Source organism: Micromonospora sp. ATLC16 (genome assembly GCF_057196645.1).
On sequence record NZ_JBXUOW010000004.1, the window covers coordinates 118,295 to 132,473 of the forward strand.

13 protein-coding genes and 1 pseudogene are annotated in these 14,179 nt (G+C 71.6%); 4 read left to right on the forward strand and 10 right to left on the reverse strand.

The annotated features are described in order from the left end of the window. Positions 1 to 55: 55 nt before the first annotated feature. From AC2CHE_RS03335 to AC2CHE_RS03355, 5 genes and pseudogenes are all read right to left on the reverse strand, one after another. Positions 56 to 619, reverse strand: coding sequence for a GNAT family N-acetyltransferase (locus AC2CHE_RS03335; RefSeq protein ID WP_484503391.1), 564 nt, complete (start codon positions 617 to 619; stop codon positions 56 to 58). A 38-nt stretch (positions 620 to 657) separates the two neighbouring features. Continuing rightward, positions 658 to 2,331, reverse strand: a complete 1,674-nt coding sequence (locus AC2CHE_RS03340) for a fumarate hydratase (RefSeq protein ID WP_484503392.1) — start codon at positions 2,329 to 2,331, stop codon at positions 658 to 660. A gap of 135 nt (positions 2,332 to 2,466) precedes the next feature. Further along, the gene (locus tag AC2CHE_RS03345; RefSeq protein WP_484503393.1) at positions 2,467 to 3,903 is read right to left on the reverse strand and encodes an outer membrane protein assembly factor BamB family protein; all 1,437 of its coding nucleotides are present in this window, start codon (positions 3,901 to 3,903) and stop codon (positions 2,467 to 2,469) included. A 105-nt stretch (positions 3,904 to 4,008) separates the two neighbouring features. Further along, positions 4,009 to 4,230: pseudogene (locus AC2CHE_RS03350) on the reverse strand (MFS transporter); the annotation flags it as partial. Between the two features lie 16 nt (positions 4,231 to 4,246). Further along, positions 4,247 to 4,732: an Lrp/AsnC family transcriptional regulator gene (locus AC2CHE_RS03355; RefSeq protein WP_484503394.1), complete on the reverse strand. Its 486-nt coding sequence runs from the start codon at positions 4,730 to 4,732 to the stop codon at positions 4,247 to 4,249. 140 nt (positions 4,733 to 4,872) lie between these two features. Between AC2CHE_RS03355 and hppD the strand changes: the two genes are divergently transcribed. From hppD to hisC, 3 genes are all read left to right on the forward strand, one after another. Next, positions 4,873 to 6,078 carry a 4-hydroxyphenylpyruvate dioxygenase gene (gene hppD, locus AC2CHE_RS03360; RefSeq protein ID WP_484503395.1) on the forward strand — a complete coding sequence of 402 codons (1,206 nt, stop codon included), beginning with the start codon at positions 4,873 to 4,875 and terminating at the stop codon, positions 6,076 to 6,078. A 147-nt stretch (positions 6,079 to 6,225) separates the two neighbouring features. Next, positions 6,226 to 7,194, forward strand: a complete 969-nt coding sequence (locus tag AC2CHE_RS03365) for an RDD family protein (RefSeq protein ID WP_484503396.1) — start codon at positions 6,226 to 6,228, stop codon at positions 7,192 to 7,194. Continuing rightward, the gene (hisC, locus tag AC2CHE_RS03370) at positions 7,191 to 8,291 is read left to right on the forward strand and encodes a histidinol-phosphate transaminase (protein WP_484503397.1); all 1,101 of its coding nucleotides are present in this window, start codon (positions 7,191 to 7,193) and stop codon (positions 8,289 to 8,291) included. The genes AC2CHE_RS03365 and hisC overlap by 4 nt, the downstream gene beginning before the upstream one ends. Before the next feature lie 82 nt (positions 8,292 to 8,373). Here the strand turns inward: hisC and AC2CHE_RS03375 are convergent, their stop codons facing one another. The 5 genes from AC2CHE_RS03375 to AC2CHE_RS03395 all read right to left on the reverse strand — a co-directional run bounded on the left by AC2CHE_RS03375 (position 8,374) and on the right by AC2CHE_RS03395 (position 12,929). Then, positions 8,374 to 9,624, reverse strand: a complete 1,251-nt coding sequence (locus AC2CHE_RS03375) for an outer membrane protein assembly factor BamB family protein (RefSeq protein ID WP_484503398.1) — start codon at positions 9,622 to 9,624, stop codon at positions 8,374 to 8,376. Between the two features lie 254 nt (positions 9,625 to 9,878). Continuing rightward, the gene (locus AC2CHE_RS03380; RefSeq protein ID WP_484503399.1) at positions 9,879 to 10,349 is read right to left on the reverse strand and encodes an SRPBCC family protein; all 471 of its coding nucleotides are present in this window, start codon (positions 10,347 to 10,349) and stop codon (positions 9,879 to 9,881) included. Positions 10,350 to 10,438: 89 nt separating this feature from the next. Beyond that, positions 10,439 to 10,648, reverse strand: a complete 210-nt coding sequence (locus AC2CHE_RS03385) for a DUF397 domain-containing protein (protein WP_484503400.1) — start codon at positions 10,646 to 10,648, stop codon at positions 10,439 to 10,441. Positions 10,649 to 10,822: 174 nt separating this feature from the next. Next, positions 10,823 to 12,019, reverse strand: coding sequence for a fumarylacetoacetase (fahA, locus tag AC2CHE_RS03390; protein ID WP_484503401.1), 1,197 nt, complete (start codon positions 12,017 to 12,019; stop codon positions 10,823 to 10,825). Between the two features lie 43 nt (positions 12,020 to 12,062). Further along, on the reverse strand, positions 12,063 to 12,929 hold the full coding sequence (locus AC2CHE_RS03395; protein WP_484503402.1) for a hypothetical protein: 867 nt from the start codon (positions 12,927 to 12,929) through the stop codon (positions 12,063 to 12,065). Positions 12,930 to 13,008: 79 nt separating this feature from the next. Between AC2CHE_RS03395 and AC2CHE_RS03400 the strand changes: the two genes are divergently transcribed. Beyond that, positions 13,009 to 14,175 (forward strand): homogentisate 1,2-dioxygenase domain-containing protein, encoded by a 1,167-nt coding sequence (locus AC2CHE_RS03400; protein ID WP_484503403.1) that lies wholly within the window; start codon positions 13,009 to 13,011, stop codon positions 14,173 to 14,175. Positions 14,176 to 14,179: the final 4 nt, after the last annotated feature.

Here is a 14,179-nt window from a genome sequence, read left to right on the forward strand (position 1 = left end):
GCCGATGGTGAGGACCGGCTTGGTGACCTCGGCGAAGAAGCCCTCAGGAGTTCCTTTAGCCCTGTAGCGGGCGTCGGCTCCACTCGCTGGCCAGGATGGCGTAGACGAGCTGGTCGGCCCACTCCTCATTGAACACGTAGCTTTCGACGTGGTGCGCCTCCTGACGCATGCCGAGCCGGACCATCAGGTTGGCAGATGCAGCGTTCCGGCCGTGACACCGGGCGTAGATCCGGTGCAATCCGAACTCGGTGAACCCCCAATGCAGCAACGCCGTGGCGGCTTCCGTAGCCAGCCCGCGACCTCCATGATCCGGATGGAAGACGTACCCGAGTTCAGCCGTGCGGTCGGTCTGGCTGCGCCAGACCAGCTCCACCGTCCCGATGACCCCGGCGTCGGTGGATACGGCCAACGTCAAGCAATCGCCCTCAGCCCGTAACGCGTCCTCACCCGCCATGGCGATCACCGACGATCGCGACTCCTCGCGAGTACGCGGCTCGCCGAGCATCCAGCGGAAGACGTCCGGTCGGCGCTGCCACGAATACACATCATCGAGATCATCCAGCGTGACCGGGCGCAAGGTAAGCCGCGCAGTACGAATCGGGTACGTCGGTCGGAACATCCAGCGATATTAGAAAGTCCGCGTGGTGGACCGCCCTGTCAGGGTCGAGAACCGATCCGAAGGACACTCTTAGGACTCATCACATCGGCGAAGAAGTCGTTGCCCTTGTCGTCGACCACGGTGAAGGCGGGGAAGTCCGCCACCTCGATCTTCCAGACCGCCTCCATGCCCAACTCGCCGTACTCCAGGACCTCGACGTGCTTGATGCAGTCCTGGGCGAGCCGGGCGGCGGGGCCGCCGATCGACCCGAGGTAGAACCCGCCGTGCTGCTCGCAGGAGCGGGTGACCTGCGCCGAACGGTTGCCCTTGGCCAGCATCACCAGCGAGCCGCCGGCGGCCTGGAACTTCGCCACGTACGCGTCCATCCGGCCGGCGGTGGTCGGGCCGAACGAGCCGGAGGCGTAACCCTCCGGGGTCTTGGCCGGGCCGGCGTAGTAGACGGCGTGATCACGGAGGTACTGCGGCATCGGCTCGCCCGCGTCCAGCCGCTCGGCGATCTTCGCGTGGGCGATGTCCCGGGCCACCACCAGTGGGCCGCTCAGCGACAGCCGGGTCTTCACCGGATACTTGGACAGCTCGGCGCGGATCTCGTCCATCGGCCGGTTGAGGTCGACGCGGACCGCCTCGGTCGCGTCCAGCTGAGCCTCGGTGACGTCGGGCAGGAAGCGGGCCGGGTCGGTTTCGAGTCGTTCCAGCCAGACGCCCGACGGGGTGATCTTGGCAACCGCCTGCCGGTCGGCCGAGCAGGACACGGCGATGGCCACCGGGCAGGACGCGCCGTGCCGGGGCAGCCGTACCACCCGCACGTCGTGGCAGAAGTAGCGCCCGCCGAACTGCGCGCCGATGCCGAAGTTGCGGGTCAACTCCAGCACCTCGGCCTCCAACTCCAGGTCCCGGAAGCCGTGTGCGGTCATCGAGCCGGAGGTGGGCAGGGCGTCGAGGTACTTCGCGGAGGCGTACTTGGCGGTCTTGAGGGCGTACTCGGCGCTGGTGCCGCCGATCACCACCGCCAGGTGGTACGGCGGGCAGGCGGAGGTGCCGATCAGTCGCAGCTTCTCCTCCAGGAACTGCATCATCCGGGTCGGATTCAACAGCGCCTTGGTCTCCTGGTAGAGGTACGACTTGTTGGCCGAGCCGCCGCCCTTGGCCATGAAGAGGAACTTGTACGCGTCCGGGTGGCCGTCCGGGTCCTCGGCGTACAACTCCACCTGCGCAGGCAGGTTGCTGCCGGTGTTGCGCTCCTCCCACATGGTGAGCGGGGCGAGCTGCGAGTAGCGCAGGTTCAACCGGGTGTACGCCTGCCACACCCCCCGCGAGATCGCCTCGGCGTCGGTCCCGTCGGTGAGCACGTGCCGTCCCCGCTTACCCATCACGATCGCGGTGCCGGTGTCCTGGCACATCGGCAGCACCCCACCGGCGGCGATGTTGGCGTTGCGCAGCAGGTCCAGCGCGACGAACCGGTCGTTCGGGGAGGCCGCCGGGTCATCGATGATCGACCGCAGCTGGGCGAGGTGCGCGGGGCGCAGGAAGTGCGCGATGTCGTGCATCGCCTCGGCGGTCAGCGCGGTCAGCGCGGCCGGTTCGATCGTCAGGAACCGGCGACCACCCGGGCCGTTGACCACGTCGACGCCCTCGTCGGTGACCAGGCGGTAGTCCGTCTGGTCCGGACCCGTCGGCAGCAGCGGGGCGTACGCGAAGTCGGCGCCGCTCACGACGGCACTCCGCTTCGCTCCGTGCCGCCGTGCGGCACCACCGCACCGCACCGATGATTCGCTCGCTGCCGCTCGCTCATGACGGCAAAGCCTAGGGCAGAGAGTCTGGCCCGTCCCACCCGCCGGGGGGCCCGCTCATTTACCGGGGTCAGGGGTGGCACACAGCTCGTTCTTCGGACCACAACTGTCCTGCGGCTGCGGCACCGCACCGCTGCCGGCGGGCCCCGGTTCCGCCCCGTCGGCCTCGCCCGGCGTGCCGCCGGCAGCGGCGCCGAAGCGGACGTACCCGATCTCCCGGCCCTCCCCGATCACCATGCCGGCGGGCCCCACGGCGAGGGCGTTCGCCGCGGTACGCAGCACGGCCAGTTCCCGCCCGGTACGCGGATCCAGCGCGACCAGTCGGTTGGGCTTCTCGTCGGCGATGATCGCCGCGTACGGGGTGAGAGCCGCACCCGCCTTTTTCCCCGCCGGCCGGTTCCACCGGCTCCGCCCGGCACCGAGTTCGCGGGCGGAGACGGCACCGCCGTCGGCGGTGCGCACCAGCGCGTACCGGTCGTCGACGGCGAGCACCCGTTCGGCGTCGGCGGTGACCAGCAACAGCCGCCCGTCGTACCCGTCGAGGACCGCCTCCCGGCCGTCCGGCGACACGCCGAGCAGCACGTTACGGGCACCGTACGGATCCTCCCGCTGCGCACAACCGGCGCCGTCGGCGGTGCGGAGGTTGAGCCCCGACTGTTGCCACGCCTCCTGACCGGTGGCCGAGTCCCGACCGGAGACGGCGTAGTAGCAGCTCCCATGCTGCGACCGGGCGGTGATCCGGAGCAGGCGCCCACCGATCACGGCGAGCCGCTCCTCCCGGCCGGGCTCGACGTTCTGCAGCACCCGACCGGTGGCGGTGTCCACCACGTGCACCCGACCGTCGACCGGGAAGCCGAGCAGCGGCGGCACCGCCTCCGGGCCGGCCACCTCGCCGTCGATCCGGTTGCTGGTGAGTCGCCGGCTGTCGAGCAGATTCGGGTTGTCCGCGAGCAGGCCGGTGCTGACCCCGGGCAGGAAGGCGGTCCACAGCGGAGCGGTGCCGCGCGGGTCCCAGGCGCTCAACGTGCAGTCGGTGGCCTCCACGCAACGGGCGTCCAGCAGCAGGTTGCGGTACGTCCAGACGGCTACCGCGTCATCGTCGCGGCGGCGGGTCACCCCGGTGGTGGGGTCGAGCACCTCGTACCCCTTGACCAGCAGCTTGCCCACGACGACGACGGCTTCCCGCCCGGCGCCGGTGACCGCGCTCCAGTCGGCCTTGCGTTCCCAGAGCTGCGTGCCGGTGGCCAGGCTGCGGGACTCCACCCGGGTGCGCTGCTCGATCACGACGCTCTCCCCGGCGATGGTGACGCTACGCGGGGTGCCCCCGATACGTTGCTGCCAGACCACGTCCGGCTGGGAGATCGGCTGCGGGCGGTTCACCCAGTCCCACATGGTGGGGAACGGGTTCCAGACTCCGGTAGCGGCGAGCACCACCACCGTGATCAGGCCGAGCAGCAGCCAGCCACGTACGCCGAGGCCGCTCCCCTTCGCCACCGGGACACGGTAGCCATCCGCGCCCGCCACCGCCCGCACCATCCCGCGTGTCGCGGAGGAAAGATCGCGCGGGCAGCACCGCGAGCACGGTGGTTGACTCAGCGGTCAGCGGAGCCCACCGGAGCCGGCGTGGGCCGCGCCGGAGGCGCCGGCCATCACCGCACCCGGCGCGAGCACCTCGCTCAGCGCGCCGGCCCCGGCGGCGGACAGCCCCTGCGCCGCCATCATGCCGGTGCCGGCCAGGCCGAAAGCCTGCCCTCGGCGTACCTCGGGGACCGCGTCGAGGAACCGTCGGGCCAGCCCGAACTGGTAGGCGAAACCCACCGTTCGGTGTGCCCTTCCTTCAGCGCACCGCCGAGCGCAGCAGCGGAAGGGCACGGTAGGGGATCTGCTCGGCGAGCGCGATGATCGTCGAGGCGCGGGTGATCCCCTCGTACGCCACGATCTGGTCGATCACCCGCTGCAGGTCGGTGTTCGAGCGGGCCACGATCCGGCAGAGCAGGTCGCCCGACCCGGTGATGGTGTGCGCCTCCAACACTTCGGGGATCGCCGCCAGATGCCGGGTGACCGGGTCGTGCCCGTGCCGCTGACTGATCTCCAGGGTGACGAAGCTGGTCACCGTGAAGCCGAACGCGGCCGGGCCGAGATCCGGCCCGAACCCGGCGATGACCCCCCGCCCGACCAGCTTGTCGAGCCGCGCCTGGACGGTGCCCCGGGCGACATGGAGTCGGCGCGAGCACTCCAGCACGCCGATCCGCGGTTCCTCGGCGAGCAGTTCGATGAGTCGCACATCCAGCTCGTCGAGCTGAGCAATTTGACCAGCATTCATACGGGAAGACCATACCGTTTGTGCAACCTGACCAACGTACGCCGTGAGGGTTGCCCAGTGCACCCGTCACCGCGATGCTCGGCAGACAGCACACGATCCCGTCGGCCCACCAGGCCGGCCGGTACGCGAGGGAGGCCACCATGACCCAGGCGATCGACCGACCCCAGCCGACCGAGGAGGTCGACGTCGACGCTCTCGTCGGCGCCGTCGACCACGACACCAGCAAGGATCCGTTCCCGGTCAAGGGTCTCGACTACGTGCATTTCATGGTGGGCAACGCCAAGCAGGCGGCGCACTACTACTCCACGGCGTTCGGCATGACCTGCGTGGCGTACCGGGGGCCGGAGCAGGGCTACCGGGACTACGCCGAATACGTGCTGACCAGCGGCTCCGCCCGTTTCGTCCTGACCGGCGCGGTACGCCCCGACGCGCCCGGCGCCGAACACGTGACGAAGCACAGCGACGGCGTGGTCGACATCGCGCTGGAGGTGCCGGACGTTGATGCGGCCTACTCGCACGCCGTCCAGCAGGGCGCCAACGGCCGGACCGAGCCGACCGACATGACCGACGAGCACGGCACGGTCCGCTTCGCGGTCATCGACGCGTACGGCGACACCCGGCACACGCTCGTCGACCGGTCCCGCTACACCGGTCCGTTCCTGCCCGGCTTCGTCGCCCGCGGCCCGATCGTGGACCGGCAGCCGATGATCGACGCCGGGGTCCAGCCGAAGCGTTTCTTCCAGGCGGTCGACCACGTGGTCGGTAACGTCGAGCTGGGCCGGATGGACGAGTGGGTCGAGTTCTACCGCCGGGTCATGGGCTTCACCAACATGGCCGAGTTCATCGGCGACGACATCGCCACCGACTATTCGGCGCTGATGAGCAAGGTCGTCGCGAACGGCACCCGCAGGGTGAAGTTCCCGCTCAACGAGCCGGCCGTCGCGAAGAGGAAGTCGCAGATCGACGAGTACCTGGAGTTCTACCAGGGCCCCGGTGCCCAGCACATCGCCGTGGCCACCAACGACATCCTGTCCAGCGTGGACGCCATGCGTTCGGCCGGCGTCGAGTTCCTGGAGACCCCGGACTCGTACTACGACGACCCGGAGTTGCGCGCCCGCATCGGCGAGGTGCGCGTACCCATCGAGGAGCTCAAGTCCCGCAAGATCCTGGTCGACCGGGACGAGGACGGCTACCTGCTGCAGATCTTCACCAGGCCGGTGCAGGATCGTCCGACCGTCTTCTTCGAGCTGATCGAGCGGCACGGCTCGCTCGGCTTCGGCAAGGGAAACTTCAAGGCGCTCTTCGAGGCCATCGAGCGGGAGCAGGAGAAGCGCGGCAACCTGTAGAACTGTCGAGCGTGACCCAGCCCCACCCCACCCGGCACCGCCGGCCGGCCAGCCCCCGGCCGGCGGTGCCGTGCCGCCCACGGGCCACGTTCGCCGGAACGGTCGTCGTTAAGGTGTCGAGGTGAACGAGCGCAGCGAGGCCGTGACGTGAGCGTGGCACCCGGTTGGTACGTCGACCCCGCAGACCCGGAAACCCGCAGGTACTGGGACGGCGAGGGCTGGATCGGCGCGCCCATCCCGGTGGACGTCACACCGCCCGAGGGCCCACCTCCGCCCGAGCCCGAGCAGGTGCCGGAGCACACCAACCCGGCGTCCGTCTCGGCACCGCCCGCAGCCGAGCTGCCGTCCGCCGGCACCCCCCCGGCCACCTGGCCGCAGGGCCCGCCGGCAGGGCAGCCGGGCGGCGGAACTTCACCGGGTCGGCCCGGCGATCAGGGATCTCCGGGGGCGCCGCCGGCCTGGCCGGGCGGCGATCCGCCGCAGGGGCCGCCGCCCGGCTGGCCGTACCCGACCTGGCCCGGACGCCCGCCGGCGCCCCGCCCCCACGGGATGCCGCTGGCCTCGTTCGGTGCCCGGCTGACCGCCCGGCTGATCGACTTCGGCATCGTCTTCCTGCTCAACGCCCTGGTCAACGGCTGGTTCGTCTGGCGCTACCTCCAGGAGCTCTCGGCCCCACTCGACGAGTTCTGGCGTCGGGTGCAGGCTCAGGACCGCACCACCGACCCGCTGCCCGCCGCCGGCGACCAGGCCGGTGCACTGGTGGTGACGATCCTGCTCATCGCCACCTCGCTCTGGCTGGCGTACGAGGTGCCGTCGATGGCGGCCAGGGGGCAGACCTTCGGCAAGCGACTGCTGCGGGTCCGGGCGGTGCCGGTCGAGGCGGACACACCCCTGGGCTTCGGCCGGGCGCTGCGTCGATGGAACACCCTCGGCCTGCCCACGCTGCTCTGGTACTGCTGCGGCCTCGGCCTGCTGCTCCAACTGATCGACGCGCTCTCACCGCTGTTCGACCATCCGCTACGGCAGGCGCTGCACGACAAGCGGGCGCAGACCGTGGTGGTCCAGCTTCCGCGTACCCCCGACGACCGCGCCAACCCCCCGGGAGAGACCCCATGACCGACGGACGACACCAGCCGGCGGTGCGACTGACCCGCGCCGACCTCGACGCGCTGCCCAACTACGTGCCCGGACGCAGCCCGGCCGACCTGGCCCGGGAGCTGGGCCTGCCCGAGGCGATCAAACTGGCCAGCAACGAGGTGCCGTACGGCCCACTGCCCGGTGTGGTGGAGGCGGTCGCCGAGGCCGTCGCCGGGGTGCACCGCTACCCGGACATGGGTGTCGTCGCGCTCCGCCAGACGCTCGCCGAGCGGTACGGGGTGGACGCCGACCGGGTGGCGACCGGCTGCGGCTCGGTGGCCCTGGCCGAGCACCTGGTCCGTGCCACCTGCCTGCCCGGCGACGAACTCGTCTACTCGTGGCGCTCGTTCGAGGCGTACCCGATCATCGCGGCGACCAGCGGCGCGACCAGCGTGCAGGTGCCCAACGACGCCGGGCACGGGCACGACCTGGCGGCGATGGCCGCGGCGGTGACCGAACGCACCCGGATGATCCTGGTCTGCAATCCCAACAACCCGACCGGCACCGCGGTACGCCGGGCCGAGCTGGACCGCTTCCTCGACGCCGTACCGGACGACGTGCTGGTGGTGATCGACGAGGCGTACCGCGAGTTCGTCACCGACCCGGAGGTGCCGGACGGGCTGACCTACGCCGACCGGCCGAACGTGGCGGTGCTGCGCACCCTGTCCAAGGCGTGGGGGCTGGCCGGCCTGCGGATCGGCTTCCTGGTCGCGCAGCCGCAGGTGGCGGCGGCGGTCCGCAAGGTCGTCACGCCGTTCTCCACTAGCATGGCCGCCCAGGCTGGCGCGTTGGCGGCGTTGACCCAGGCCGACGAGGTGCGTCGGCGGTGCGCGCTGGTGGTGGCCGAACGCGAGCGCGTCGGCGAGGCGTTGACCAAGCTCGTCCCCGGCGTGCCGGCCAGCCAGGCGAACTTCGTCTGGCTCCCGCTGGGCGACCGGTCGGTGGAGTTCGGCAAGGCGTGCGAGTCGCGGGGCGTGATCGTGCGCCCGTTCCCCGGCGACGGGGTGCGGGTCACCATCGGCACGCCGACCGAGAACGACGCATTCCTGGCTGCGGCCGAGGCCGCCCTGGGTTGAACCGGCCCAGCGAGGGCTGTACCGGCCCCGAGGCGACAAGTCCGCCGGCCAGCACCGCGCTCGACCGGTCGGCGCTCGACCGTCAGGTCGCGGCGATGATCAACGATTCGGCGGTGAGGTAGTACCGCTGGTCGTCCCCGTCGGGATCGACCGGCCGGCGCAGCCGCTCCACCACCACGAACCCGTCGGCCGCGTACGCGTCGCCCGGCGCCCATCCGGTGCCGTCGGAGCCGATGTCGAGCACGAAGCCGGACAGTCGCGTACCGGTGGCCGGGTCCAGCGTCACGAGTTCGTTCGCCTCGGTCAGCACGTGCACCCGGCCGGGCTGGACCGCGATCACCCGACCCGGACCGACCTCGACCCGCCAGCGCTCCGCACCACCGGGTACGGCCCGGCCGATGAGCACCCCGTCGCCCAGGCTCACCGCCGTCCCGTCGGCCAGTTCGGTGCCCGGGCCGTTCAGCGCCGGCACCTGGACCGGATGCTCCGGGCCGAGCAACCAACCCTGGGCGGGCCCGTCGCCGGGGCGGGCGGTGCGCAGCGCGGCACAGCCGTCACCGTCCGGCCGGCAGCCGAGCAACGCGGCGGTCAGCTCGTCACCGGCGTCCGGCGGTCGCCACCTGGCCGTCACCACGCCGGTCGCGGTGTTCCGAAACTCCACCACCGCCGGCCCGTCGCAGTCGTCCACGGTCAGCAGCCGACCACCGGAGCCGGCACCCACCGGCTCACGGCAGCCGACGCGCACCGCTGCCCGCCACAGCTGCCCGCCATCGGCCAGGTCGACCGCCTGGACCGCACCGTCGCCGGAGCTGACGACCACATGGCGGCCGTCGGTGGTCCGGCTCACCGCGAGGCCGCTCGGCCGCCAGACGACGGCCGTGCCGGTGCGTCGCGCCACCCGTTCCGCCGCCGGCTCCGGCCCGTCCGCCCGCCAGGCCACCCGACCGGTACCCGCGTCGATCGCCACGAGCTGCCCGTCCGACCACCGGCTCACCACAGTGGTTCCGCTCGCCACCACCGCGTCCAGGCTCACCGGCCAGCGCCGGAAGGACCAGTACGGCGTACCTCGGCTGCGGCTGTCGACCGGTTGGTCGGCGTAGACCTGCCGAGGGGCGGCGTACACCCGTAGCCGACCGTCGACGATCAGCGGAGCAACCGGCAGGCGACCGGTCACCCCCGAGTCAGACGTGCTCCGCGCCGGGTAGTCGTCCCGGGCGGGGGTGCTCACCTCCGCCGGCCCCAGGACCCGGTACGCGACGACCCCGACCGCCGCGGCGACACCCACCGCCGCCACCGCCGCCACGACCCGCCGCCGACCCGCCGCCCACCTCATGCCGCACCTCCGCACGGCACCCTACCCAGCCTCCCCCGGGCCTGCCCCCGGCCCCGAGGCTCCGCCAGGCCCGCGGCCCCGAATTCGCCGCCGGCTCGTCCCGACCCGCGGCATTCCGCGGCCTCCCGATGGGCTGATGCCACTGTTTACCGCAACTCGCGAGAACAACACTCGCCCGGGTCCGGCGGTAGCGGAGTCGGGCGGCGTCGGGACGGGGCGGGCGGCGTCGGGACGGGGCGGGCGGCGTCGGTGGGTCAGGCGGCGTCGGCGTGGTGGGCACCGGCTGCGGCGGCCAGGGCGGCTATGTCCTGCCGCAGCACCTGCTCCGCCGCTCGCACCGCCAGCCCGCCGAGCAACAGCGCCAACGCCCGGCCGGTGGCCGCGGCCGGCTGAGCCCGCACCGTCACCGTCACGGAGGCGCAGTCGCGTCCACGACGATGGATGTCCCGTAGCGCCCAGGTGATCCGGTAGTCGGCTCCCGCACCGGGCGAGCCGAGGACCAGCCGCCGGGGCGGCTCGGCGGCCAACACGACGAACTCCTCGGCCATCGTGCCGCCACCCGGTCTGGTCCGGATCTCCCGCCAGGACGTACCCGGGCCGAGCGGACCCGGCGTCAGCAGTTGCACGGGCCGATCACCGCACCTGGACCGGGACAGGTCGGTAAGCACCCGCCACAGATCGGCCGCGGATGCCGCGACCACCCCGTTCACCGCAACGGTCGTCATGCCACCTCCCGTGGCACCGACGGTACGCGGCGTGAGCGTGGCGCGGGGTCCCCGAGCGGAGAAACCCCGCCGGAGACCCCCTACGGGCGTCAGCCGACGAAACGACCGTCCCGGATCGCGTCGAGGAATGCGGTCCAGCCCGGCGGGCTCACCACGAGCACCGGTCCGGCCTGGTCCTTCGAGTCGCGGATGCCCACCACACCGTGGACTGCCGCCAGATTGTCGGCCACCTCCACGCAGAGGCCCTGGTCGTTGGATCGGCTGCTGGTACGCCAGACCGCGTCCACGAGATCGCGCATCGTCGTCATCTCCCTCAGTTTTCGACGTTCCGCCATGCCGCGCCGGGCCGACCGGAAAGGGGACACCGGCCGGCCCGGCGCGGCATGGCGACGGAACTCCGAGGCGATAAACGAAGACGGTGACGTTCCTTGATCGCACCCGCTGTGCGATCAAGGACTGCTGTCGGGTTCAGGTCAGTTCGACGGCAGGACGCCGCCCGTGACCTCACCCAACGTGAGGGTGGTGCCGTCCGGCCCGGGTGCGGTGGCGGTGATCGTCACCGTGTCACCGTCGGCCAGGAAGGTGCGTTCGGTTCCGCCCACGGTGACCGGTTCGGTGCCGCCCCAGCTGAGTTCCAGGAACGAGCCGACCTGGTCGCGCCGAGGGCCCGAGACGGTGCCGGAGGCGTACAGGTCGCCGGTACGCAGCGAGGCGCCGTTGACGGTCAGGTGTGCCAACTGCTGGGCGGGGGTCCAGTACATGCCGGCGAACGGCGGCTCGCTGACCGGCTGCCCGTTCCAGAGCACCCGCAGCCGCAGGTCCAGCCCCAGGTGCGGCTCGTCGCGCAGGTAGTCGGCCACCGGCGGATCCTGCGCCGGACCGGCGACGAACGCGTCGCGCAGCGCGTCGAGCGGGGTGACCCAGGCGGCGATCGACGTGGCGAACGACTTGCCCAGGAACGGTCCGAGCGGCTGGTACTCCCATGCCTGGATGTCTCGCGCCGACCAGTCGTTGACCAGCACCACACCGAAGACGTGGTCGGCGAAGTCCGCAGCGGCCACCGGCCGGCCGAGCGGGCTCGATACACCGACCACGAAGCCGACCTCAGCCTCGATGTCCAGGCGCGCCGACGGGCCGAAGGTCGGACCGTCGGAGCTGGGCCGCTGCCCCTGCGGGCGCACCACCGGGGTGCCGGACACCACCACCGTGCCGGCGCGGCCGTGATAGCCGATCGGCAGATGTTTCCAGTTCGGCAGCAGCGGCGGCTGCCCGGGGCGGAAGATCAGGCCGACGTTCGAGGCGTGGTGTTCCGAGGAATAGAAGTCGACGTAGTCGGCCACCTCGAAGGGCAGTTCCATCCGTACCTCGTGCACGGGCACCAGCAGCGGCTCCACCGCCGCCCGGTGCGTCGGGTCGGTCAGCAGCTCGGTGATCCGATCCCGCACCGCGGTCCACTGCGGGCGGCCCAGGGCCAGGAACGCGTTCAGCGTGGGCCGGCACAGCGCGCCGCCGGCCAGCACCAGGTCCGCGGCCTCCGCGCCGGCCAGGTCCAGGACAAGATCTCCGACGCGTACGCCGATGCGCGGCCCGTCGTCGCCCACCCGGAACACCCCGTACGGCAGGTGGTGCACCCCGTACCCGGAACCCGCCGCACCCGGTACCCAGCTCATGCCGGCCCTCCGCCGCACTCCATGCCGCCGCGTTGACGCTCGCTCATGCCTCAAAGCCTCCGTTCACCAGCCCGAGCCGGATCAGATCGGTAAGTGGTTCCACGATGCTGCACGAGCCGAATCCCACCCACAGCGGACGCGCCGCGTCGTGCCGGCCGTCGGTCGTCTGCACCAGCGGGCGCTCGTCGCGCACGGTGAGCAGCTCGGCGACGGCACCGACGGACGCGCCGTCGGCGGCGGCCAGGGTCGCGGCGAGTACGTTGCCGAATCCGTGGTGGGTGAGGCCGGTCTCCGGGTCCAGGTGCCGCACCGCGTGGTGCAGCCCGGCGGTGAGCTTGAACGGCAAGTCCCGGTCTCGACAGGCGCAGATCACCGCGGCCAGCTCGGCGGGGGTCGGGAACAGTTCGGCGGCCAGCCCACCGGTACGGAACTTGGCGGCGACCGGCACCCCCCGGGCACGCGAGTCGGCGAGCGCGTCCAGGGCACCCATCAGCCCGAAGGTGAGCGGGATCTCCGCGTAGACGGGCACGCCGTCCAGCCGCTCGGCGAGCTTCACCAGCTCGGTCAGTCCGGGTTGCGGGTCCTCGCCCCGTCGTGCGACGGGCACCTCGACCTGTCGTGCGGTCACCCCGAGCGGAGGCAGGAACGACAGCGCGAAGGACAGCCGGTCGATACCGGTGTCACCGATCACCCCGATGGCGAAGTTGTCCTCGGGGTCGACCAGCGGACTCAGCTCACCCGTGATGATCGTGGAGGCCGGCAGCAGCAGCGGACCGACCAGGTCGGCGTACCACGCGGCGCGGTGCCGCCGGTGGGCAGCTACGGCGTCGGGCAGCGGCGCATTGCCCGGCGGGAAGACTGCGGCGTCGTCGACCAGGCCGGCGACAAGAGTGGGCAGCTGCGTTGACACGAGACAACAATGTACGGGACGCTTCAAGAAGCGGACAACAGCGTCCGATTATCGGACGCAGGCGGACCGGGAGGGCGAGATGCCGTACTACCGCAGCGTCGGCGAGCTGCCGCGCAAGCGCCACACCCAGTTCCGGCAGCCGGACGGCAGCCTCTACACCGAGGAGCTGATGGGCCAGGAGGGCTTCTCCTCCGACTCGTCCCTGCTCTACCACCGGTACGCCCCGACCGCGATCGTCGCCGCCGAGGAGTTCACCCCGCCGGCCATCACCCGGATGCCGAACCTGCCGCTCAAACCCCGGCACCTGCGTACCCACAAGCTCGACGGGACCGGCGCGGACCCGATCCTCGGCCGGCGGTACCTGCTCGCCAACGACGACGTGCGGATCGCCTACGTCCTGGCCGACCGCCCCTCGCCGCTGTTCCGCGACGCCACCGGCGACCACTGCCTATACGTCGAGGCCGGCAGCCTGCGGGTCGAGTCGACGTTCGGCGTGCTCGACGCGGTGGCCGGCGACTACGTGATCATTCCGACCTCGACGGTGCACCGCCTGGTGCCCACCGGCGACACTCCGACCCGCCTGCTCGCCGTGGAGGCATCCGGGCACATCGGCCCGCCCAAGCGCTACCTCTCGGTACGCGGCCAGTTCCTGGAACACTCGCCGTACTGCGAGCGCGACGTCCGGGGGCCGGACGCACCGCTGCTCGTCGAGGGCACCGACGTCGAGGTGCTGGTCCGCCATCGTCGGGGATGGACCCGACACGTCTACGCCAACCACCCGTTCGACGTGGTCGGATGGGACGGGCACCTCTACCCGTGGGCGTTCTCCATCCACGACTTCGAACCGATCACGGGACGGATCCACCAGCCACCACCGGTGCACCAGACCTTCGCCGGCCCGAACTTCGTGATCTGCTCGTTCGTGCCCCGCAAGGTCGACTACCACCCGGACGCCATTCCGGTGCCGTACCACCACCACAACGTCGACTCCGACGAGATGCTCTTCTACACCGGGGGCAACTACGAGGCGCGGCGCGGCTCCGGCATCGAGCAGGGCTCCATCTCGCTGCACCCGTCCGGCTTCACGCACGGACCGCAGCCCGGTGCGGCGGAAAGGGCCATCGGGGTGGACTTCTTCGACGAACTGGCGGTCATGGTCGACACCTTCCGCCCTCTCGACCTCTGCGACTCGGCCACCGAGTGCGAGGACGACGCGTACGCCTGGACCTGGGCCCGCCGCCCCTAGAGAC

Coding starts and splice junctions, on each gene's coding strand:
- fahA (WP_484503401.1), bottom strand. CDS start 12,019: ATGAGCTGGGTACCGGGTGCGGCGGGTTCCGGGTACGGGGTGCACCAC.
- hisC (WP_484503397.1), top strand. CDS start 7,191: ATGACCGACGGACGACACCAGCCGGCGGTGCGACTGACCCGCGCCGAC.
- AC2CHE_RS03375 (WP_484503398.1), bottom strand. CDS start 9,624: ATGAGGTGGGCGGCGGGTCGGCGGCGGGTCGTGGCGGCGGTGGCGGCG.
- AC2CHE_RS03355 (WP_484503394.1), bottom strand. CDS start 4,732: ATGAATGCTGGTCAAATTGCTCAGCTCGACGAGCTGGATGTGCGACTC.
- AC2CHE_RS03400 (WP_484503403.1), top strand. CDS start 13,009: ATGCCGTACTACCGCAGCGTCGGCGAGCTGCCGCGCAAGCGCCACACC.
- AC2CHE_RS03335 (WP_484503391.1), bottom strand. CDS start 619: ATGTTCCGACCGACGTACCCGATTCGTACTGCGCGGCTTACCTTGCGC.
- AC2CHE_RS03385 (WP_484503400.1), bottom strand. CDS start 10,648: ATGCGCGATCTCGTGGACGCGGTCTGGCGTACCAGCAGCCGATCCAAC.
- AC2CHE_RS03380 (WP_484503399.1), bottom strand. CDS start 10,349: ATGACGACCGTTGCGGTGAACGGGGTGGTCGCGGCATCCGCGGCCGAT.
- hppD (WP_484503395.1), top strand. CDS start 4,873: ATGACCCAGGCGATCGACCGACCCCAGCCGACCGAGGAGGTCGACGTC.